The organism is Pseudomonas sp. T1.Ur, assembly GCF_023516725.1.
Taxonomy (GTDB): domain Bacteria; phylum Pseudomonadota; class Gammaproteobacteria; order Pseudomonadales; family Pseudomonadaceae; genus Aquipseudomonas; species Aquipseudomonas alvandae.
Genome location: NZ_JAMGSN010000001.1, coordinates 2,581,700 through 2,603,534 on the forward strand (window position 1 = coordinate 2,581,700; position 21,835 = coordinate 2,603,534).

Consider the following 21,835-nt stretch of genomic DNA (forward strand, 5'->3'; position numbering starts at 1 on the left):
CGGGGTCTGCGCCCCGCCCGCAATAGTTGAACTCGTCTTAGCAGGGGGTCGCCGCGCCTTTGCGGGCGTACCACCACCAGGTCACCACGATGCAGCTCAGGTAGAAGCCGACGAACATGTAGAAGGCCATCTCCGGGCCGCCGGTCAGGGCCATCGAAGTGCCGAAGGATTTGGGAATGAAGAAGGCTCCGAAGGCGCCCATGGCCGAGCTGAAACCCAGCACCGCTGCCGATTCCTTGCCGGCATTCTTCAGGGCCAGCTCGCGCTGCTCGGGCTTCTTACCGAGCGCGGATTTTTCATGCAGGGTGCGGAAGATCACCGGGATCATGCGGAAGGTCGAACCGTTGCCCACGCCGGTAGTGATGAACAGCAACATGAACATGCCGAGGAAGCCGTAGAAGCTGCCGCCCTCGCCGCCTTTCGGCAGAAAGTGCAGGACACCGAACACCATCACGATCATCAGCACGAAGTTCCACAGGGTCACTTTCGCGCCACCGAGCTTGTCCGCCAGCCAGCCGCCCAACGGCCGGACCAGGGCACCCACCAGCGGGCCGAGGAAGGCGAACTTCAGGGCGATGACTTCGGGGAACGAGGTCTTGATCAGCAGCGGAAATGCGGCGGAGAAACCGATGAACGAGCCGAATGTTGCCAGGTACAGCCAGCACATCAGCCAGTTGTGCTTGCGCTTGAAGATCACCGCCTGTTCGCTGAACGATGCGCGGGCGCTGGACAAATCGTTCATGCCGAACCAGGCAATCAGGGTCACGGCGAGGATGAACGGCACCCAGATGAACCCGGCGTTCTGCAGCCACAGCGAGCTGCCGTCGGCCAACACCTGCGGCTGGCCGCCCATGAAGCCGAACACCCCGAAGGAAATCACCAGCGGCACGCAGAACTGCATCACCGACACACCGAGGTTGCCCAGCCCGGCGTTCAGGCCCAGGGCGGTGCCCTGCTGGGATTTCGGGTAGAAGAAGCTGATGTTGGACATGCTCGACGCGAAGTTGCCGCCACCAAAACCGCACAGCAGCGCGATCAGCACGAACACGCTGTAGGGCGTGGACGAATCCTGTACGGCGAAGCCCATCCACAGGGCCGGGATCAACAGGGATGCGGTGCTCAGGGCCGTCCAGCGCCGACCGCCGAAGATCGGCACCATGAACGAATAGAAGATGCGCAAGGTCGCGCCCGACAGCCCCGGCAGCGCCGCCAGCCAGAACAGCTGGTCGGTGCTGAAGCTGAAGCCGATGGCGTTCAAGCGCACGATCACCGTGCTCCAGACCATCCACACGGCGAAGGCCAACAGCAGCGCCGGGATGGAAATCCACAGGTTGCGCCGGGCGGTCTGCTTGCCGCTGCGGCCCCAGAAGGCTGGGTCTTCCGGGCGCCAGTCATGGATGACCGGGCCTTTTTCAGGCGTTTGCAGAACGGACATGTTCTTCTCCTTGGGCAATGCTGGAAAACGGGGATGGGCTGGCCGGCGGTTGTTTACCCAGCAGCGGGCGCTTGCGCACCTCGCTGAGGTACATCCAGATCAACGAGACCCAGACCACGCCGTAGAGCAACATGAAGCAGGACGAGCGCACGCCGGTGAGGTCCACCAGGGCGCCAAACATGATCGGCAGCACGAAACCACCCAGGCCGCCGGCCAGGCCGACGATGCCGGACACCGCCCCCATGTTCTGCGGGTAGTCGTTGGCGATGTACTTGAAGACCGAGGCCTTGCCGAACGCGAAGGCGATGCCCATCACGAACAGCAGCACGGTGAAGAGCGTGGCGTTGAGGCCGATGTGGAAATCAACGATGCCGTTGACGGTCTGCACTTGCAGTTGGGTTTGCGGGTAAGACAGCAGGAACAGGCAGATCCAGCTCACCCACAACACCCACCAGGTCACGCTCTGGGCGCCCCAACGGTCGGACATCCAGCCGCCGACGGCCCGCAGCACGCCGCCCGGCAGCGAAAAACACGCCGCCAGCAGCGCCGCGCTTTGCAGGCTGAAACCGTATTCCTGCACGTAGTACTTGGTCATCCACAACGCCAGGGCCACGTAGCCGCCGAAGACGATCGAGTAGTACTGACAGTAGCGCCACACCGCAGGATCTTTCAGCGACTTGAGTTGCTCACGCAGCGTGGCGCCGCCGGCACTGCGGTGTTGTTTTTTCTCGGCGGTGAGAAACCAGAACAGTAAGGCGGTGATGAACAGGATCGCGCTGAACACCTTCGGCACCAGGTGCCAGGTGCCCAGCGCGATCAGCGCCGGGGCGAGGAACTTGGTCACCGCGGCACCGGCGTTGCCCGCGCCAAACACGCCCATGGCGAAGCCCTGGTTATGCTTGTCGAACCATTTCGCGACGTAGGCAATGCCCACCGAGAACGAGCCGCCGGCCAGGCCGACGAACAGGCCCAGCACCAGGAACTGCCAATAAGCCGTGGCCAGGGTGATCAAATAGAGCGGCAACACGCAGGACAGCATCAGCAGGAAAAACACGATGCGTCCGCCGAAGCGGTCGGTGAGCAGGCCCAGGGGCAAGCGCACCAGCGAACCGGTGAGCACCGGCGTGGCGGCCAGCAGGCCAAATTGTGTTTCGTTGAGGGCGAGCAGTTCCTTGATCGGAACGCCGAGCACGGCAAACATCATCCAGACCATGAAGCACACGGTGAAGGCCAGGGTACTCATCCCTAGTACCAGCCCTTGTTGCACTTGCGCTCGCATCACGCTGCACCCCAGTCAATTCGTTGAGCGCAGACTAGTGATGCCTACCCCGCGAAAACTTGACCTGGATCAACGAGCGCCAAGGGGGCATTGGCCTATGCTTGGCCCGTCTACCTCCAAGGAGGTAGATCCTGATATCGATAGAACCCTTTGTTTATCAATGTCTTGAGCAAGTCGGCCAAGGCTTTTATGGAAACGGAACGGCCGACAACTCTTTAGAGGTAGTGCGCCCAGGATCGGCTGCAACACCCCACGACCCAGGGCGCGCTTGATGCTCGGTCTACCAATTTTCTCCAGGAGCCAGCGTCCATGATGCGTTGGCTGCGCAGTTCCCTGCCCGCTCGCGCCGGGCTGGCGGTGATCCTCATCGCCATCCTCGCGCTGGCCAGCTCGTTGAGCGCCGGACTGATCGCCTGGTTCAGCCAGGGCGACGCGGCGGCCATCAATACCGCTGGCTCCGTGCGCATGGAGACCTACCACCTGAGCTGGAAACTCGCCGCTGGCGACGCCGAGGACATTCCCTCGGTCGTCGACAGCCTGCAGCAACGCCTCGACAGCCCGGCCCTGCGCGCCGTGCTGGAAGACGGGCCGGAAACCTCCCTGCACAAAAGCTATCGCGCCCTCATGCAGCGCTGGAACCAGACCTTGCGCCCCGCCATCGAGCACGGCGACTCGGCGTTTTTCCAAGCGAGCGCCAGCTCCTTCGTCGAGCAGTTGGACCAGTTCGTCACCCTGCTGCAGCGCCAGAGCGAACACAAGCAAGGCTGGCAGCAGGCGATCCAGGGCATCGCGTTGTTCAGCACCATGATCATCCTGCTGATCGGCCTGTATGAGTTGCAGTACGGCGTGGTCACGCCCTTGCAGGAACTGGTGGACGCCACCCAGCGTTTTCGCCGTGGCGAGTTCCAGGTGCGGGTCAACCATCAGTCCGAGGATGAGCTGGGCCAGTTGGCGACCAGTTTCAACACCATGGCCGAGACCATCGAGGAGTCCCACCGCACCCTGGAAGCCCAGGTGCAGCAAAAGACCCTGAACCTGCAACAGGCCAACGCCGCCCTTGAATTGCTCTACCAGAGCAGCCGCAGCCTGGCGACACGCCAGGCCAACGCCGAAGGCCTGGATGAGTTGATCCGGCGCTTCCAGCAGCGCCTGCCTGGCCTGCGCCTGACGCTGTGCCTGCAAGGACAGCTACAAGCACCGGCCCGGCACCTGCTGGCCTTGCATGGCGCCGCCAGCCGCCAGGTCTGCGCCACCAGCGATTGCGCCAGTTGCCACAAACACAACGCGGCGCGCCCGCAGGCTTTCAGCATCAGCAACCAGGGCACTGAGCTGGGTGAACTCAAGGCGCATTTCGTCGACGGCCACGCTGCGCAGCCTTGGGAAATCGCCTTGATCCAGGCCTTGGCGAATTTGATCGGGACAACGTTGTCCCTCAAGCGCCAGCGCGAACAGGACCATCGCCTGCTGCTGCTCGACGAGCGCACGATCATTGCCCGGGAATTGCACGACTCCCTGGCCCAGGCCTTGTCGTACATGAAACTGCAAGTCAGCCGCATGCAGACCTTGATGCGTCGCGGCGAACCGGTGCAGACCCTGGAAAACGTCACCGGCGAACTGCGTGAGGGCCTCAACAACGCCTACCGCCAACTGCGCGAATTGCTCACCACGTTCCGTTTGCAGATCCGCGACGACGGATTGATACAGGAACTCAAGGACACCGCCGAAGAGTTCTCCAACCGCGGCGATTTCCATGTGCACCTGTTCATCGACACCCTGGCCTTCGAGCTGTCGGCCAGCGAGCAGATCCACATCCTGCAGATCACCCGCGAAGCCCTGTCCAACTGCCTGCGCCACGCCCATGCCGAGAACGCCTGGCTCGAACTGCGCCAGGAAGGCGAGACCGTGCGCCTGTCCATCGAAGACGATGGCCGGGGTTTCAGCGGCGAAGTGGACCAGCGCGAACACCACGGCCTGAACATCATGAACGAACGCGCCCGCAGCCTGCGCGGCCAACTGGACATACTCTCCCGAACGCCCCAGGGCACCCGTCTCCAGGTGCGCTTCCAACCGGAATTCCTGGGCCATCACTCCGAAGGCATCGCAACATGAACGCCCCTTTGCGTCACACCCTGCTGCTGGTCGACGACCATCCGATGATGCGTCGCGGGATCCGCCAGATGCTCGAACTCGAAGACGATCTGCACATCGTTGGCGAAGCCAGCCACGGCGAAGAAGCCCTGGCGCTGATCGAACCGCTCAAGCCCGACCTGGTGCTGCTGGACAACAACATGCCGCAGATGAACGGCATCGAGACCCTGCGCCGCCTGCGGGCGATGGACTACACCGGCAAGGTCCTGCTGTTCACCGTGTCCGACGCCGAGGATGACATCCGCGACGCCCTGCGCCTGGATGCAAACGGCTACCTGCTCAAGGACATGGAGCCCGAGCTGCTGATCCAGTACATCCGCGACGCCCTCAACGGCGCCCTGGTGATCAGCCCCGGCCTGACCCGCGTCATGGCCCAGGCGCTGCGCTCCCCGCCACGCCAGGCCGACGTGGAACTGACCGAACGCGAGCGCCAGGTGTTGAGGACGATCGCCGGGGGCTTCAGCAACAAGGTCATCGGCCACAAGCTGGGCATTACCGAAGGCACGGTGAAGGTGCATGTGAAGAACCTGCTGCACAAGCTCGGCTTGCGTTCGCGGGTCGAAGCGGCGGTTTGGGCGATGGAGCATTTGCGCGGGGCGGGCTAATACCAGTGGAAAACACACAATCTGTGGCGAGGAAGCTTGCTCCCGCTGGGCTCTGTAGGAGCTGTGTAGGAGCCGTGTAGGAGCCGTGTAGGAGCTGCCGAGCGAAGCGAGGCTGCGATCTTTTGATCTTTCGCTCCTGACTCAATTGGCAGTGAAAAGATCGCAGCCTCGCTTCGCTCGGCAGCTCCTACAGAGCCAAGCGGGAGCAAGCTCCCTCGCCACAGGTCCGCGTCAACAGTTAGCCCCCCTCCCTCTTCCGAGGTAGGCCTGCCGAGGCATAGGCCAACGGGGCCTTGGGCTCTACCATGACGGCACGCGGAGGTACGCCATGCTGACCCACCCTTCCATCGTTCTACTGTTGCGACGTCATCACCTGTTCAGCCAATTGCCGGAGCGGGTCTTCGAGGACGTGTGCAACCTGGCCGTGCTCAAGCGGCTGCCCTGCAACAGCACGCTCATGCACCAGGGCGATCCCGCCAAGCGGTTTTTCCTGCTGGTCAGCGGCCAGATCAAACTCTTCCGGGTCACCGGCGAGGGCCAGGAGAACCTGGTGGAAATCATCCAGCCCGGACAGACTTTCGCCGAAGCCCTGCTCTTCAGCCAGGCCCGCTGCTACCCGGTCAGCGCGTCGGCGATCAAGGACAGCGTGCTGGTGAGTATCGAGGGCACCCATTACCGCAAGGCCCTGGAAGACCAACCCAAGGTCTGCCTGGCGATCCTGGCGAGCATGAGCATCCATTTGCATCAGCGGCTCAAGGACATCGATAACCTGACCTTGGCCAGCGCCAGTCGGAGGGTAATCAACTTCCTGCTGCAGGAGCGTGATCCGTCTGATGGTCAGGTGGTGTTGCAGGTGTCCAAGCGACTGGTGGCTTCCAAACTGGGGATCCAGCCGGAGACGTTTTCGCGGATTCTTCATCGGTTGGTGGATGGGGGGTTGATTGCCATGGAGCGACGGCAGATTCGTATCTTGTCCGAGGATGACTTGGAGGCCTATCAGCAGTAGTCGTGAGGCAGACCACATTCCTCCTGTGGAGCGAGCGTGCTCGCGAAGGCGGCGCAACAGGCGATGAAGATGTCGAATGTACAGGCCTCTTCGCGAGCAAGCTCGCTCCCACAGTGGGGCGGTGGTGTGCATGGAGTTTGTGGCCGCTGAAGATCCCGTGTGGGAGCGAGCTTGCTCGCGAAGGCGGCGCAACAGGCGATGAAGATGTCGAATGTACGGGCCTCTTCGCGAGCAAGCTCGCTCCCACAGTGGGGCGGTGGTGTGCAGAGAGTTTGCGGCCGCTGAAGATCCCGTGTGGGAGCGAGCTTGCTCGCGAAGGCGGTGCAACAGGCGATGAAGATGTCGAATGTACGGGCCTCTTCGCGAGCAAGCTCGCTCCCACAGTGGGGCGGTGGCGTGCAGAGAGTTTGCGGCCGCTGAAGATCCCATGTGGGAGCGAGCTTGCTCGCGAAGGCGGTGCAACAGGCGATGAAGATGTCGAATGTACGGGCCTCTTCGCGATCAGGCTCGCTCCCACAGGAACCGGCGATTATCAAGAGTCAGGGGGTATGCCTACCCCATATCCATCAACGCAATCACCTGCGAAAACACCAGCTCCAGCTCGGGCTCACCGCAATCGACCCCAAACCGCTTGCGCAACCCCAGCTGGCTCAGGATCACATGCACATCCGCCGTCAAACCCTGCAATCGCAGACAAGCCTGTACGCACTGCAACGGACATCCATCCAACGCAACGATCCGCCGCCCCGAGCGCGCCTTGTTGACCAGCGGCGGCACCTGCCCACCCACCCCGACAATGCACGACATCTCCGCCAGGCCCGCACGGTCCAGGCGCAGCGCAACGGTGTTGGCCAATTGCGCCACGTTCGAACAACCGGAACATGAATACACCAAGGGAAGTGCGTCAGAGGCCTTCATCACACAGTCGCCAACCCTTTCCCCGCCCGTTCCAGATTGCGCCACAACCACGGCGGCAAGACGTCCGGATCAAGGCTGTCGATCAGGTTCTTCAGCGCCAGCCCCAACTCGGTATCCCCCTCGATGACCAACCGCCGCCGAAAGAACAGCGTGTCCGGATCTTCCTGACGGCTGGCAAGCAAGAGAAACTCCCGCCAGTTGCCGCTGATGGACACTTGCGCGTCGGCCCGTTCGGCGATGCGCAGGCCGTCGCGGCCGAGGGTTAGGTACCAGCGCAACTTCAGGTCAAGCACCCGCAGACATAACCAGCGGTCGCGCAGCACCTCGAACCCGCCCTCGCGCAGCGGCTCGGCCAGACAGCGGTTGAGCGCCTGTTGCAATGCCAGCCGCTGCACCACGAACGGCACTTTGCCTACCAGTGGCAGCACCCGGTCGGCGCCTTTGAGCAACCATTTCTTCGGACTTAGCACAGGCCCGCCTCCTCTACTTTCAACATGCCGGCGTGGCCGTGCCAGTAACCATTGCAACCGTCCACGAACAGCGGCGGTGCCTCGCCCTGGCGGACCTTGTCGAAGGCCATGACCACGTCGGCCATGCCTTGGGCGCGCGGGCTGAGGCGCAGCACGTCGGCGCCGCAGGCGGTCAGCGCGGGGTAATCGGCCAGCAGGTTCGTCACCTCGCCCGACATCGTCTGGATGCCGTTGAGGGTGAACAATTGCTGCCCTTCCTGGCTGCTCAACGCCAGGCCGTCGGGGTAGTTGATGCAACAGAATTGGCAGTCGTCCTTGGGCCGGTTTTCGGCGCGGGCGGTAAAGCAGCGCGCCGAGTAGGCCAGGGGCAGATGACCGTAGGCGAAGATCTCCACTTCCGGCAGGTCACGGTCCATGTCCCGCACTTGCTCCAGCACATCGGCGATCAGCGCCGCCGAGCACTCGACCGGCGGCACCCAGCGAATCATGCCACTGTCGAGCAGTTGCCCCAGGGCGTGGCCGTTGTACAGGTTCAGCGCCGGGCCGCCCACGAAAGGCAGTTTGCGTTCGGCCATGAACTGCACGGCGCCCATGTCATTGGCTTCCACCAACACGTCGCCGTTGTCACACAAGCGGCGCAGCGAAGACAGCTCCGAGGCCGCCTCGATCAGCGTCAGGCTCGACAACACGATCTGCGCCTGGCTGCACGCTTGCAGCTCGCGCCCCAGGCCCAACCATTGATCCAGCGAGAAGGCCCGGCGTTTCGAGCAGACGGTTTCCCCCAGGTAGATCACGTCCAGCGGCAGGGCCGACATTTCGGTGTAGAAATTTCCCAGTTGCACTTTGTCCCAGTAGAACAGGACCGGTCCCAGGCTGAGTTTCATCAGGCCTTCCTCATTGCCATGATCGATGGTAGGCGCCCAGGGTGGTCTGGCTGCCCTCGGACAGACCGGCCAGCACCTGGCGCCATTCTTCCCGCACGCGGAAACGCTGGGGCGCGGCGTGGTGGGCATCCAGCGCGGCGCGCCAGACCCGGGTCACCTGCTCGACGTACGCCGGGCTGCGCTGGCGACCTTCGATCTTCACCGCTTCGACGCCGATGGCCGCCAGTTCCGGCAGCAGGTCGAGGGTGTCGAGGCTGGTGGGTTCTTCCAGGGCGTGGAAGCGTTTGCCGCCCACCAGGAAGCGGCCTTTGCACAGGGTCGGATAGCCGGCCGGTTCTTCAGGGGTGTAACGGTCGATCAGCACTTCGCTCAGGCGGGCGCTCAACCCATCGGCGTCCTCGCTCCAGCGCACCGCCTTGGCCGGTGAGCAGACGCCGCAGAGGTTCGGCGATTCGCCCGTGATGTACGAAGACAAGTGGCAACGGCCCTCGGCCATGATGCACAGGCTGCCGAAACCGAAGACCTCGATCGGCACCGGGCTGCCCGCCGCCACCTGCCGGACCTGGGCCAGGGACAGCACGCGCGGCAGTACGGCGCGACGAATGTCATAGCGCTGCGCGTAGAACGCCAGCGCCGCCGCGTGGGTGGCCGAGCCTTGTACCGAAAGGTGCAGCGCCAACCGAGGATGACGTTGGCTGGCGTAGCTGAGCACGCCGGGGTCGGCGGCGATCAACGCATCCACGCCGAAATCGGCGGCGCGATCCACCGCACGCTGCCAGCGCTCCCAGCCCTTGGGTTGCGGATACGTATTGACCGCCACGTAAAGCTTGCGTTGATGCTGACGGATATGTGCGACCGCTGCGTCGAACTGTTTGTCGTCCATGTTCAGCCCGGCGAAGTGCCGGGCATTGGTGTCATCGCGAAAGCCGACATAAACGGCATCGGCGCCTTGGCGCACCGCCGCTTTGAGGGCTGGCAGATTCCCTGCCGGGCAAACCAGTTGCATGGGGCATCCTCGTGAGAAAACTAAGGGCGCCGACAGTCTAGCCAGCCAACCGGCGGCGACCTTGACGGCAGTCAATTGCCGTCAATGCATCAGGCTTGCGAATGGCAGGTACATCACTGGGTCGTGCTTGTGCACTTGCGTCTCGCGCTCGACCACCGCCAGGCCATCGGCCCAGCAGGCAGCCGTCAGCATCGCCGAGCTTTGCTGCGGGTGCAGTTCGATGCACAACTGGCCGTCGATGCCCGCGACCAATCGGGCCCGCAGGTATTGCCGGCGCCGGTTGCGCTTCAACCAGTCGAAGCCGGCAGGCACCCGCAGCGGCGTGGGTAGCACGTCCCGCATGCCCTGGGCCCGGAACAGGAATGGCCGCACGACGATCAACGCGGTAATCAGCGCCGCCGAAGGATTGCCCGGGAGGCCGATCCACGGCTTGCCCTCCACGTCACCGAACGCCAGGGGCTTGCCGGGCTGGATCGCCAGGCGCCAGAGATCGATGCTGCCCAAGGCTTCGATGGCATGCTTGAGGTGATCCTCCTCACCCACCGAGACACCGCCCGAGGTGATCAGCACATCGCATTCGGCGGCAGCCAGGCGCAACGCTTGGCGACTGGCCAACAGCTGGTCGGGCATGACACCGAAGTCATGGACTTCCAGGCCCCAGCCACGCAACAACGCGGCGAGACTGTGGCGATTGCTGTTGTAGATCTGCCCCGGCGCCAACGGCTCGCCCGGCTCGCGCAGCTCATCACCGCTGCTGAGCAAGCCCACCTGCAACGGACGGAAGACCTCCACCCGATCGATCCCGGCACCGGCGAGCAACCCCAGTTCCTGGGCCCGCAGGCGCGTGCCGGCACCGAGCAATCGATCGCCCCGGCGCAGCTCCTCGCCTTCCTTGCGAACGTGGTCGCCGCGATTGACCGATGGCAGCCAGACCCGCTCGCCCTCGACCCGGCAGCTTTCTTGCGGCACGACCGTGTCGGCGCCCGGCGGCAACGGCGCACCAGTGAAAATGCGCACCACCCGGCCCGCCGACAGCGGCTCGCCCGGCCCGTCGCCCGCCGCGATCCGCCCGGCCAGCGCCAGGACGCCACCGTCCATCGGCAAGTCCTCGGCCCGCAAGGCGTAGCCGTCCATCGCGCTGTTGTCCCAGGCCGGCAGGTCCATTGGACACAGGACATCCGTGGCCAGCACCCGCGCCAAGGCCTGATCCAGGCCCACCCGCTGCATCAGTGGAGGCGGCGGCGCCTGGTCCAGCAGATGCCGGATCGCCTCATCCACAGGCGTCAATACACCGCAGTCACACACCTTGCCGCTCATGGGCGTGTCTCGCAGGCGGTCGGGGCGATGCCGTCCTGGGGCTTGAGGTGCGGAGTGAAATTGCACGGCCCGGTGCGGCTGTCCAGTTGCCCGACGAGGATCTGTTCCCAGCCGGTCCGGCAAGCACCCGGCGAACCCGGCAAGCACACCACCAGCACGCCGTTGCTCATGCCGGCCAACGCCCGTGATTGCAGGGTAGACATGCCGATCTCCGCCAGCGACACCTGGCGGAACAATTCGCCGAAGCCATCGACCTGCTTGTCGAGCAGCGGCGCCACCGCTTGGGGGGTGTTGTCGCGTGCCGTGAAACCGGTGCCACCGGTCATCAGCACCACCTGCACCTTGGGGTCGGCGATCCACTGCGAGACTTGGGCGCGGATCTGGTAGATGTCGTCCTTCACCAGGGCGCGGTCGACCAGGTTGTGACCGGCGCTTTGCAGCAGGTCGGCCAGGGTCTGGCCCGACGAATCGGTTTCGAAGGTGCGGGTGTCGCTGATGGTCAGCACCGCAATGTTCAGCGGTTGGAAAACGCGTTGGGTCAGATGGGCCATGGCCAGCCGTCCTGTCAGAAAAAGATGGCCCAGCCTGAACTGCAATCCATGCCGGGCCTATTCCTCCATGGAGGTACCTCCCTTGGCACCTCATGCAGGAACGATCCTATCCCCGAGGAGCTGCGTAGGAACTGCGTAGAGCTGCGTAGGAGCTGCCGAGCAAAGCGAGGCTGCGATCTTTTCCGGGCCACTTGAGTCTCAAGCGAAAGATCAAAAGATCAAAGATCAAAAGATCAAAAGATCGCAGCCTCGCTACGCTCGGCAGCTCCTACAGACAGCTCCTACAGGCAGCTTCTACAGGCAGCGCCGACATGGCATCCATTCAGGGCGCCAGGCGGCTGCGCTGCCAGGCGCCATTGCGCAGGCGGTAGTCGAGACGGTCATGCAGACGATCGGCACGGCCCTGCCAGAATTCGACACGCTCGGGACGCAGGCAATAACCGCCCCAATGCTCGGGACGTGGCACCGGTTGATCGGCGAAACGTTGTTCGGTGTCCGCCAGCAAGGCGTCCAGTGCAGCACGATCATTCAGCGCACGGCTTTGCGGCGAAGCCCAGGCGCCGAGACGACTGGCGACGGAACGGGAATGAAAGTAGGCATCCGACAGCGTCGGGTCGAGCCTGTGAACCGGACCTTCGAGGCGCACCTGTCGCTCCAGGGCCGGCCAGAAAAAGGTCATGGCCGCCCAGGGGTTGGCCGCCAGGTCGCGCCCCTTGCCACTCTCATAGTTGCCGAAGAACGAAAAGCCGTCTGCGTTGAAGCCCTTGAGCAGCAACACCCGGCAGTGTGGCCGGCCCTGCTCGTCCACTGTCGCGAGGGCCATTGCATTGGCTTCCACGGGTGGATTTTCGGTTTCGCGGGCCTGTTGCATCCAGACACCAAACAGCGCCAGGGGATCGTCGGGCGACTGGGCTTCGTCCAGCCCATCGCGGGTGTATTGGCGGCGCATGTTGGCCAGGGAAAGGGGCATGGCGGTGATCTCCACTGTGGGTTTGGGCCAGTGTGCGCCTGGCTACCCAAGGCAAACTTGATCACCATCAATGGCCTCACCTCCGTGTAGGAGTTGCCGAAGGCTGCGATCTTTTCCCAGGGAGTGAAAATCTGAAGTGGAAGATCAGCCAAAAAGATCGCAGCCTTCGGCAGCTCCTACAGTCAGTGCAGGGCTCAAGACCAGATGACCAAAAATCATTTGAGCCCCAACCGCCGCGCCAACTTATGCAAATTGCTCGGATCGATCTCCAACAACCGCGCCGCCCCCGCCCAGTTCTGCCCACAACGCTCCAAGGCCCTCAAGATCGCCTGGCGCTGGCATTCGTCCACCGTGACGCTCAGGGGCCGCAACGGCGTGTCCACCCTTTCCTCTGGCGTATCGATGGCGACGGCGCTGGCACTGACGTCCAGATCCAGCACTTGCGGTTCGAGGGTCATGATCACCCCGCGATTGGCGCCACGGCTCAAGGCTTTCAGCGCCGCGCGACTGATGACGTGCTCCAGCTCCCGCACATTCCCCGGCCAACTGTACGCCAGCAACGCCTGTTCGGCCGCCGGCGACAGGCGCAGCCCGCGCAAGCCCAGTCGCGTACGGTTCAGTTCGAGAAAATGCCCCGCCAACATCAGCACATCGTGGCCGCGCTCGCGCAACGGTGGGATCGGCACCGGGTAGACCGACAGCCGGTGATACAGGTCGGCGCGAAACAGTCCATCGCGAATGCTGTCGGGCAAGTGCCGGTTGGTCGCGGCGATGATCCGCACATCGACATGCAGCGGCTTGTCCGCCCCCAGGCGCTGGATCTCGCCGTTCTGCAAAGTGCGCAGCAACTTGGCCTGCACGCTCAACGGCAACTCGCCGACCTCATCGAGGAACAACATGCCGCCATTGGCCGCGTCGAAGCGCCCGGCGCGGTCGGTGGTGGCGCCGGAAAACGCGCCTTTGACGTGGCCAAACAACTCGCTTTCGGCCAAGGACTCGGGCAGTGCCGCGCAATTGACCTGCACCAGCGGCTTATGCCCGCGCCGCGAGAGGCGGTGCAGGCGGCGCGCGAACAATTCCTTGCCAACGCCGGTTTCGCCCAGCAGCAGCACCGGCAGTTCCGAGTCGGCCAATACGTCCAGTTCGTTGAGCAATTGCTGCAGGCCCTCGCTGCGGCCGAGGATTTCGCCCTCTTCGGTCGGCAGGCGCAGGTCCGCCGGGTCACTGCGTGATGCCCGCAGGCTGCGGTTCTCCTGCTCCAACCGCGTGACGCGCACCGCCGCCTCGATCTGCAAGGTGCAACGCTTGAGCTCTTCCCGGGCGCGACTGTCGAACGTACCGGCGTGCAACGCATCCAGGGTGATCGCGCCCCAGAGCTGGCCTTCCACGTACAGGCTCACGCCCATGCAGTCGTGCACCGGCAACGGTTCGCCGACGTGGTGATCAAGCAAGCCGTCGTAAGGGTCCGGCAAGCGACTGTCAGGCTCGAACCAGGTCGGTTCGCGCGACGCCATGATCGCCGCCAGCCGCGGATGTTGGGCGATCACGAAACGCCGGCCCAGCGCTTCATGGACCAGGCCGACAGTCGCCACGGGCCGGAGGCTGTCCTCGTCCAGGCGCAGCAAACCGACGGCGCCGCTGTTGAAGTATTCGCGCAGGGTCTGCACCAGGCGCTGCAATCGCACCGCATTGGGCAGCTCGACAATCAGGTCGGCGGCCAGGCTTTCACGCAGCATGGTAGTGATGACCCTCCAGGGTTCGTTTGACCCTTCACTGCCAGGGTGACAATCACCCTGGCAAAAATTTATCGCTTGTTTTTCAACGGGTTGAATCTGGCACGTCGGCTGCAACGTGAGCGGTCATCTGTCCCTCCCGGGATTCAACCCAAGGAAACATGATGAGCCTCGACCTGCTGGAACAAAGCCTCGGCCAACTGGCCTGCGACATTCCCGGTGCTACCCGTACCTTCCATCATTACAGCCTCGACTTCTGTTGCGGCGGGCAAAAATCCTTGCGCGAAGCGGCGCTCAGCAAAGGCCTGAACCCGCTGCTGATCGCCGATGCCCTGCGCACCCTGCAAGCCGCCGGCGAACGGGGCCACGACTGGCGTGATGAACCCCAGGCGCTATTGATCAGCCACCTCCTCGAACGCTACCACGCCCGCCATCGCGAACAACTGCCGGAACTCATTCGCCTGGCCCGGCGCGTCGAAACCGTCCACGGCAAACGCGCCACGTGTCCCAATGGCCTGGCCGATCATCTGCAGGACATGTACCAGGAACTCGAAGGGCACATGCTCAAGGAAGAACAAGTGCTGTTCCCCATGCTGCAACGCGGCCTGGGAGAACGCGCCTCGGCGCCAATCCAAGTGCTGCGCTATGAGCACGACCAGCACGGCGAAGCGCTGGAAACCCTGCTCGCCCTGACCGATCAGATCACCCCGCCCGCCGACGCCTGCAACACCTGGCGCGCCCTGTACCGCGGGCTGGTGGAATTTCGCGATGACCTGATGCAGCACATCCACCTGGAAAACAATGTGTTGTTCGTCAATGCGATGAAGCCTGCTCACTGATTTATCAGCCCCCGCATTACCCCTGTGGGAGCGAGCTTGCTCGCGATGCGTCAGGTCAGCCAGCCTTGAAGTGACTGGTCCACCGCTATCGCGAGCAAGCTCGCTCCCACAGGATTCGGCGGTGTTTTCTTCAGCTTTAAAACTGCCAATAGAACATCGCCTTCGCCAACACCACAATCAACACCATATGCCCAAGGATACTGCGCCGCAGCCAGCAGGCCCGGCTCGGTGTCAGCCGGCCGCTCTTGAGCCAGTAGGCCAGCCAGACGTAATGCCCGACGATGCTCAGGGCCAGCAATATCTTCACGCTCAGCAACAGGCCGAAGCTGCTCGACGGCAGGCTCAAGGCGCCGCGATGCTGCCAGGCCAGGGCGATGCCGGCGCCGTAGAGCACCAGCACCACGCCGTGAAGTACGCGCCGCGAGCGCTGGGCAATCGCCTGGTCTGCGCCCTCCCTGGCCGCCTGCGACAAAGGCCTGCGGGCGGCATGCCAGATGAACACCTCGAAGAACAGCGTACCGATGAAGGCAATGGCCGCCAGCAAGTGGGTGACCAGCAAGATCCCATACATTATCGATCCCCTCCGCCCAGACGACTCATCCAGGATGCCCATCCACCCGGCTCTTGAGCAGCATCGGCCCATAGCGCCAGGCGTACAGGCCAAACGCCAACGTCCAGCACACCCCCGCCAGCCATAGCGCGGCAAACGGCAACAGCAGCACCAGCAGCACGCGGCTCAGGCACGCCAGGTTCAACAGGATGAACGCCAGCGTCATGCCCGCCGGCGGTTCGAGGGCGCGCCCGGTATGGCCCAGGCTGACGCGGGCAATCATCGCCAGGATCAACCCGGCCATGGCGCCGATGGTCAGGCTGTGCACCGCCAGGCTCGGGTTCACCGGCACGCCGACGTGCCACAGCGCCATGCCCAGGCAGGCCACCGCCAGCCAGGCGTAGGCCAGGTGCAGCGACCACAGCAGCGGCACCCGCCACAGGTCCCGGTCATGCCAACGCACCAGCCGGATCCCGTGCCCCACCGCCAACGCGGCGAACAACAGGCCGATCCAGAGAGTGGGCGCCAGCGCCGGACCGAAGGCATACAGCAGCGCCACCAGTGCCGACCCCGCCAGCAGCAAGCGATCGAGCCACGGCCACGGCGCCACGCCCTCCACGCGACCGAGGCCGCGTTGGGTGAAGAACGGAATCACGCGCCCGCCGATCAGCCCCATCATCGCCGCCACCAACCACAGGCCGGTGAGCACACTCTGGCGCTGCAAACCCTCGTTGTGCTGGATCAGGCCGTACACCGACAAGCCGTCGGCGGCAGCCAGCAGCAGCAAGACCAGCACGATCGGGTAATTGCGTTTTTGCCGCACACGCCACAACGTCAGGCCCATCAACGCGGCGACGCCCAAGGCGAAAGCCAGCTCCAGGACCGCCAGCAAGGGCAACGGCGCGTCGGCCAACCAGGCCAATCGCGCCCCCAGCCACACCAACGCCAGCGCTGCCAACCGCTTGCCGCTGAGCCCCGGCGTACCCGTCCAGGTCTGCACCGCCGTCAGCAGGAACCCGGCGATGATCGCCAGGCCGAAACCGAACAACAATTCATGACGGTGCCAGGCCAGCCAGCCACCGGCCGGCTGCCAGGCCGTCAGCCGCCCGCTGAACACCGCCAGCCACAGCGGCACCACCAGCAGCGCGAGCACGCAGCCGCCCAGGAAGAACGGCCGGAACGCCAGGCGCCACAACGGCGGGATGGCCATGGCCTTGCGACGGTCAAGCACTTGCATACACCACTCCTTTGCCCCCGCTGGAACGCCCGCGAGGTGCGACAAATCACGGCTCGAATGATGGGCTATCGACACGGACCGGCCTTGTCTCAGATCAAGCCGGCGCATCGGCAACTCATGCCTCGGCCAGATGCTTGCAAGGGGCTTGCCGAACCCATTCGCAACTTGATCGGGAAACCTGTGGGAGCGAGCTTGCTCGCGATGACGATGGATCAGTCGGCATTGATGTTGGATGTTAGTACGCTATCGCGAGCAAGCTCGCTCCCACAGGGAGTGGTTATTTTAACCCCGTCATGGTGATTTCCACCCTTCAAGCCTGGGGTCATTTCTACCCTACCCAACCCCAACGCCCCATGAACTGAAGCCTCCAGGCATGGCCCGGCTCTTGCTCAAGCACGGCATCACCTTCTACTTCCGGGGTCATCCATGAAATCCGTCGTCCTGCCGCTCACCTGGTTCGTCGTGCTCTCCTGCGTCGTGGCGCTTGCCAGCGGCCTGTCCCTGAGCCTGGTCTGACCCCGATCACTTTTTTGCTATCACAAGGATTCACGCCATGGTGCTCCACCGCGTCCATCACCAGATTCTGCGCAGCCATCATTTGTTCGAGCCGCTGAACGAGGAACAACTCGACGAGTTGATGAGCCACAGCCAACTGCTGAACATCGACAAGGGTGATCCGCTGTTTCGCCAGGGCGAACCGGCGCAAGCGTTCTACTTCGTGATCTCCGGGGCGGTGAAAATCTTCCGGCTGACCCCGGACGGCCAGGAAAAAGTCTTCGAGGTGATTGGCGAGCGCCAGACCTTCGCCGAAGCCATGATGCTGATGGACACGCCCAACTACGTCGCGTCCGCCGAAGCCGTGGGCCCGACGCAGTTGTATCGGCTGTCCAACGCCACGTACATGCGCCTGCTGCAAAGCAACAGCCGGCTGACCTTCGCCCTGCTCGGCAAGCTCTGCGTACGTTTGCACCAGCGGGTCAACGAGATCGAAACCCTGTCGCTGAAGAACGCCACCCACCGCGTGGTGCGCTACCTGCTCACGCAACTGGTGCGCCTGCAAACCGTCGACAGCCAGTTCGAATTGCCGATGGCCAAGCAGTTGATTGCCGGGCACCTGTCGATCCAACCGGAAACGTTCTCGCGGATCATCCGGCGCCTGATCGATGAAAAGATCATCACCCAGGACGGTCGCCAGATCGCCATTCTCGACCGCCCGCGCCTGGAGCAGTTCGAATGATCGCGCAGCCCACTTGCCTGTATTGCCAACACGCCAATGCCATCGGCCAAACCGAGTGCCGCCAATGCGGCATGCCCCTGCCGGCCGAAGCGGCGCTGGCCGGTGAGCGTCGGCTGCGGCGCTTCACCTGGTTCTGCGTCGGCTTGACGATCTTCTGCATCGTCATGTTCTTCTGGCTGCCGCGCAGCATCGCTTGAATCCTCAATCCTGAGTCAACTGCCGATACAACTGCGGCAACCGCAGCGGCAGTTGCTCGGGCTGGCGAATCAGCGTGTAGCCGTTGGCGCCAAACATGTACGGCAGATAATCCCCCGCTTCCCGATCGATGGTGATGCAGAACGGCGTCAGTCCCTGGCGCCGGGCCTCCAGCACCGCCTGGCGCGTGTCCTCGACACCGTAGCGACCTTCGTAGAGGTCCAGGTCATTGGGCTTGCCGTCACTGATCAACAGCAACAATTTGCGCCGCCGCTTGCACCCCGCCATGCGCTGGGTAGCCTGGCGGATCGCCGCGCCCATGCGCGTGTAGTAACCCGGCTTGAGGCCCTGGATCCGCCCCCGGGTCTGGTCGTCGTAGCGCTGGTTGAACGCCTTGAGTTCATGCATCCGCACGTTCTGCCGGCGCAGGGAGGAAAACCCGTACAGGGCAAAATCATCCCCCAGTACCGACAAGGTTTCACCGAACAGCAACAGGCTGTCGCGGATCGCATCGATGACCCGGTGCTCGTCATTGAGATGGGCATCGGTGGACATCGAAAGATCGGCCAGCAGCAGGCAGGCCAGGTCGCGGCGCGTCTGGCGCTGGTCCATGAACAGCCCGCGTTCACTGCATTGGCCGTGCTGGCGCTCGACGTGAAAGTCCAGCCAGGCTTGCAGGTCCAGTTCCGAGCCTTGGGTTTGCTGGCGCAACCATTGGCGATCGTTGCGCAGATGTTCGAACTGGCGACGCAGGCGCTGGGCCGGGCCTCGCAGGCGCAAGGGCAATGGCTGGGGTTCACAGTCGCGCGGGACGAAGGTTTGCACGCTGACGAAATCGTCCTGCAGGCGCTGCTTGCGATAGTCCCATTCGGGCAAGAGGATGCCTTCGCCGAGCGGCACGTCATCGACATCCGCCGGTGGCAAGTCCAAGTGCAGTTTCAAGCCGCCGCCCTTGCGCAAGCGCGTGCGGGAAAGGGTCAGTTGATCCAGGTCTTCAGCGACGCGGGCGGCGTCCGGGTCTTCGCTGTCGTCCGACCATCGATCGAGGTCGACGTGCTCGGTCCAACTGAACAGGTTTTCCAGGCGCACGATCAGCAGGCCGCCGTCGCGGGTGGTGTCGTCGATGCGTTCGGCGCGCTTGCGACCGCCCTGCTGTTCGCCGGGCGGCGTCGCCAGGTATTGTTCGGACTCTTCGAGGTCAGCGGCTTGGGGATTGGCCAGGTGTTGCGGTGGATACAGCCACAACGGCAACGGCCAGGCCGCCCGTTCGCTGCGGGGGAAATGCTCGACACTGCCCGGCTCGCGCAAGGCTTGGCACAACGCGCGCTCCAGGGCCGCTTCGGCGGCGTTCAGTGATTCAGGGGCGGGACGCAAGGACAGGTGCGCCTCCACCAATCGCCGATAGCGAGGGCGCAGCGCCGGGTAGCGCTTCAACACCGCCAGGGTCCAGCGCTGGTTGTCCCGTCCCCAATGCGTCATCGGCCCTGACTGCGCGGCCAGCAGCGCCAACCAGCGATACAGCTCCTGGTTGAGCTCGACATCGGGAAACGCCGCCAGGCTTGCCGGCAGTCGCAGGTTGTCGCCATCGCACCAGGCCAGGGGCACTTGCTTGCAGGTGCCGGCGATCTGCTGCAACAGGTTGCGGCGCAGCAAAAGATCACGGTCGCTGACCGCTTCGACGCCCAGGTGCCGGGCACCGCCCGTGGCGCGAAACAGCACCTGCAGGGAGCGTTGCCGCGGAACCAACTCGACCCGTGCCTCGGGAAAATCGGCACTGGCCCGGCGGGTGATGAAACGGTGCCAGACACTGCCGACCCATTCTTCCAACTCGAGGGTGAATGCCATGGTTATTTCCTCTTAAGCGGAACCCATTGTGGCGAGGGGATTTATCCCCGCTGGGCGGCGAAGCAGCCCCAGAAATGTCTGCTACTGCGGTGTTTCAGACAGCATGTAGGGGGCCGCTTCGCGCCCCAGCGGGGATAAATCCCCTCGCCACAAATGGGTCCGGCTTAGTCGTTGTGGTGATTCATGAAGGCACCACCGCCGCCGGCGCCCGCAGCGCCGCACGGCCGCGTTGACGGAAGCTGAACAGGTAGCAGAGCAACCCGGCCAGGAACCCGACGCCGCTGACCAGTCGCGCCCAGAACAGCGGCTTCAAATGATCCATCGTCGCCATGAACGGCAAGGCACTGCCATCCGTCATCCAGCGTTGCAGCCACACCTGCACGACACCCGCCGCGGTGAGGAACAAGGTGATCATCACCATCGACAAGGTCATCAGCCAGAAGCCCCAGATCTCCAGCCGTTGCGAGCGCTCGTCCGCCGCTTCACCCAAGCCGCGCAAGCGAGGCATGGCGTAGCTGATCAGCGTCATCACGATCATCGCGTAGGCGCCGTAAAAGGCCAGGTGACCGTGGGCCGCAGTCAGTTGCGAACCGTGGGTGTAGTAGTTGACCGGGGCCAGGGTATGGAGAAAACCCCAGACGCCAGCGCCGAAGAACGCGGTGACCGTGGTGCCCTTGGCCCACAACGTAGCGGCTCGGTTCGGGTGATGCCGACGGCGGTTTTTCACCATGCTGAAGGCGAACACCACCATCGCCAGGAACGGCAACGGTTCCATCGCCGAGAAGATCGAGCCGACCCACAACCAGACCTCGGGCGCGCCGATCCAGAAGAAGTGGTGGCCGGTGCCGATGATGCCGGTGATCAGCGCCATGGCGATGATCACGTACAGCCACTTCTCCACCACTTCCCGGTCCACGCCGGTGATCTTGATCAGGACGAAGGCGAGCATCGAACCCATGATCAATTCCCACACGCCTTCCACCCAAAGATGCACCACCCACCACCAGTAATACTTGTCGCGGGCGAGGTTTTCCGGGTTGTAGAAGGAGAACAGGAAGAACACCGCGAGGCCGATCAGCCCAGTCATCATCACCATGCTGACGGTGGTCTTGCGACCTTTGAGCATGGTCATGCCGATGTTGTAGAGGAAGCCCAGGCACACCACGACGATGCCCATCTTGGTGATCGTCGGTTGTTCCAGGAACTCGCGGCCCATGGTCGGCAGCAGGTCATTGCCGGTGAACTTCGCCAGCGTCGCATAAGGCACCGAGAGGTAGCCCAGGATCGTCGCCACACCTGCAGCGGCGAACACCCAGAACAGCAGCAGCGCCAGTTTCGGGCTGTGCAGCTCGCGATCGGCCTCCTCCGGTATCAGGTAGTACGCCGCGCCCATGAAGCCGAACAGCAGCCAGACGATCAGCAGGTTGGTGTGGACCATGCGGGCCACGTTGAAAGGAATCAGCGGGAACAGGAAATCGCCGACCACGTATTGCAAGCCCATGATCAAACCGAACAGCACCTGCCCGAGGAACAGCATCAGGGCAAACACGAAATAAGGTTTGGCGACGGCCTGCGAGGCGAATTTCAGATGCGGATTAGCCATGCTCATC

At 63.6% G+C, this 21,835-nt stretch carries 20 protein-coding genes; 6 read left to right on the top strand and 14 right to left on the bottom strand.

The annotated features are described in order from the left end of the window. Window positions 1-37 precede the first annotated feature (37 nt). Window positions 38-1,435, bottom strand: coding sequence for a NarK family nitrate/nitrite MFS transporter (locus tag M8Q45_RS11610; RefSeq protein WP_249874856.1), 1,398 nt, complete (start codon window positions 1,433-1,435; stop codon window positions 38-40). Further along, window positions 1,413-2,714 carry an MFS transporter gene (locus M8Q45_RS11615; RefSeq protein ID WP_283939034.1) on the bottom strand — a complete coding sequence of 434 codons (1,302 nt, stop codon included), beginning with the start codon at window positions 2,712-2,714 and terminating at the stop codon, window positions 1,413-1,415. The genes M8Q45_RS11610 and M8Q45_RS11615 overlap by 23 nt, the downstream gene beginning before the upstream one ends. A gap of 309 nt (window positions 2,715-3,023) precedes the next feature. Between M8Q45_RS11615 and M8Q45_RS11620 the strand changes: the two genes are divergently transcribed. The 3 genes from M8Q45_RS11620 (at window position 3,024) to M8Q45_RS11630 (ending at window position 6,473) form a co-directional block, all read left to right on the top strand. Then, window positions 3,024-4,823 (top strand): HAMP domain-containing protein, encoded by a 1,800-nt coding sequence (locus M8Q45_RS11620; RefSeq protein WP_249874858.1) that lies wholly within the window; start codon window positions 3,024-3,026, stop codon window positions 4,821-4,823. Continuing rightward, entirely contained in the window at window positions 4,820-5,467 is a 648-nt protein-coding gene (narL, locus tag M8Q45_RS11625) for a two-component system response regulator NarL (protein WP_030137654.1), read from the top strand. Before M8Q45_RS11620 ends, narL begins: the two co-directional genes overlap by 4 nt. Before the next feature lie 328 nt (window positions 5,468-5,795). Then, window positions 5,796-6,473 carry a Crp/Fnr family transcriptional regulator gene (locus M8Q45_RS11630; protein ID WP_249874859.1) on the top strand — a complete coding sequence of 226 codons (678 nt, stop codon included), beginning with the start codon at window positions 5,796-5,798 and terminating at the stop codon, window positions 6,471-6,473. 552 nt (window positions 6,474-7,025) lie between these two features. Here M8Q45_RS11630 and M8Q45_RS11635 read toward each other — a convergent pair. The 8 genes from M8Q45_RS11635 to norR all read right to left on the bottom strand — a co-directional run bounded on the left by M8Q45_RS11635 (window position 7,026) and on the right by norR (window position 14,325). Next, window positions 7,026-7,391, bottom strand: coding sequence for a putative zinc-binding protein (locus tag M8Q45_RS11635; protein WP_249874860.1), 366 nt, complete (start codon window positions 7,389-7,391; stop codon window positions 7,026-7,028). Then, window positions 7,391-7,861: a ubiquinone anaerobic biosynthesis accessory factor UbiT gene (gene ubiT, locus M8Q45_RS11640; RefSeq protein WP_249874861.1), complete on the bottom strand. Its 471-nt coding sequence runs from the start codon at window positions 7,859-7,861 to the stop codon at window positions 7,391-7,393. The genes M8Q45_RS11635 and ubiT overlap by 1 nt, the downstream gene beginning before the upstream one ends. Next, the gene (locus tag M8Q45_RS11645) at window positions 7,855-8,745 is read right to left on the bottom strand and encodes a U32 family peptidase (RefSeq protein ID WP_249874862.1); all 891 of its coding nucleotides are present in this window, start codon (window positions 8,743-8,745) and stop codon (window positions 7,855-7,857) included. Before M8Q45_RS11645 ends, ubiT begins: the two co-directional genes overlap by 7 nt. A 10-nt stretch (window positions 8,746-8,755) precedes the next feature. Continuing rightward, entirely contained in the window at window positions 8,756-9,751 is a 996-nt protein-coding gene (gene ubiU / locus M8Q45_RS11650) for a ubiquinone anaerobic biosynthesis protein UbiU (protein ID WP_249874863.1), read from the bottom strand. An 81-nt stretch (window positions 9,752-9,832) separates the two neighbouring features. Then, window positions 9,833-11,068 (bottom strand): molybdopterin molybdotransferase MoeA, encoded by a 1,236-nt coding sequence (locus tag M8Q45_RS11655; RefSeq protein WP_249874864.1) that lies wholly within the window; start codon window positions 11,066-11,068, stop codon window positions 9,833-9,835. Further along, window positions 11,065-11,619 (bottom strand): molybdenum cofactor biosynthesis protein B, encoded by a 555-nt coding sequence (gene moaB / locus M8Q45_RS11660; protein ID WP_249874865.1) that lies wholly within the window; start codon window positions 11,617-11,619, stop codon window positions 11,065-11,067. Before moaB ends, M8Q45_RS11655 begins: the two co-directional genes overlap by 4 nt. A gap of 322 nt (window positions 11,620-11,941) precedes the next feature. Next, window positions 11,942-12,589, bottom strand: a complete 648-nt coding sequence (pdxH, locus tag M8Q45_RS11665; protein WP_249874866.1) for a pyridoxamine 5'-phosphate oxidase — start codon at window positions 12,587-12,589, stop codon at window positions 11,942-11,944. Window positions 12,590-12,804: 215 nt separating this feature from the next. Further along, complete coding sequence (gene norR, locus M8Q45_RS11670; RefSeq protein ID WP_249874867.1) at window positions 12,805-14,325, bottom strand: nitric oxide reductase transcriptional regulator NorR; 1,521 nt, start codon at window positions 14,323-14,325, stop codon at window positions 12,805-12,807. 161 nt (window positions 14,326-14,486) lie between these two features. Between norR and ytfE the strand changes: the two genes are divergently transcribed. Next, window positions 14,487-15,161 (top strand): iron-sulfur cluster repair protein YtfE, encoded by a 675-nt coding sequence (gene ytfE, locus M8Q45_RS11675; protein WP_249874868.1) that lies wholly within the window; start codon window positions 14,487-14,489, stop codon window positions 15,159-15,161. Between the two features lie 136 nt (window positions 15,162-15,297). Here the strand turns inward: ytfE and M8Q45_RS11680 are convergent, their stop codons facing one another. Together M8Q45_RS11680 and M8Q45_RS11685 are read right to left on the bottom strand one after the other, a co-directional pair. After that, window positions 15,298-15,732, bottom strand: a complete 435-nt coding sequence (locus M8Q45_RS11680) for a hypothetical protein (protein WP_249874869.1) — start codon at window positions 15,730-15,732, stop codon at window positions 15,298-15,300. A gap of 25 nt (window positions 15,733-15,757) precedes the next feature. Then, a complete protein-coding gene (locus M8Q45_RS11685; RefSeq protein ID WP_249874870.1) occupies window positions 15,758-16,948 on the bottom strand; it encodes an NnrS family protein in 1,191 nt (396 codons plus the stop codon). A gap of 553 nt (window positions 16,949-17,501) precedes the next feature. Between M8Q45_RS11685 and M8Q45_RS11690 the strand changes: the two genes are divergently transcribed. Next, the gene (locus tag M8Q45_RS11690; RefSeq protein WP_030137667.1) at window positions 17,502-18,185 is read left to right on the top strand and encodes a Crp/Fnr family transcriptional regulator; all 684 of its coding nucleotides are present in this window, start codon (window positions 17,502-17,504) and stop codon (window positions 18,183-18,185) included. After that, a complete protein-coding gene (locus tag M8Q45_RS11695; RefSeq protein ID WP_249874871.1) occupies window positions 18,182-18,382 on the top strand; it encodes a protein DnrP in 201 nt (66 codons plus the stop codon). Before M8Q45_RS11690 ends, M8Q45_RS11695 begins: the two co-directional genes overlap by 4 nt. A 4-nt stretch (window positions 18,383-18,386) precedes the next feature. Here the strand turns inward: M8Q45_RS11695 and M8Q45_RS11700 are convergent, their stop codons facing one another. Further along, window positions 18,387-20,225, bottom strand: a complete 1,839-nt coding sequence (locus M8Q45_RS11700; RefSeq protein ID WP_249874872.1) for a nitric oxide reductase activation protein NorD — start codon at window positions 20,223-20,225, stop codon at window positions 18,387-18,389. 181 nt (window positions 20,226-20,406) lie between these two features. Then, window positions 20,407-21,834 carry a cbb3-type cytochrome c oxidase subunit I gene (locus M8Q45_RS11705; protein WP_249874873.1) on the bottom strand — a complete coding sequence of 476 codons (1,428 nt, stop codon included), beginning with the start codon at window positions 21,832-21,834 and terminating at the stop codon, window positions 20,407-20,409. Between the last annotated feature and the right edge of the window lies 1 nt (window position 21,835).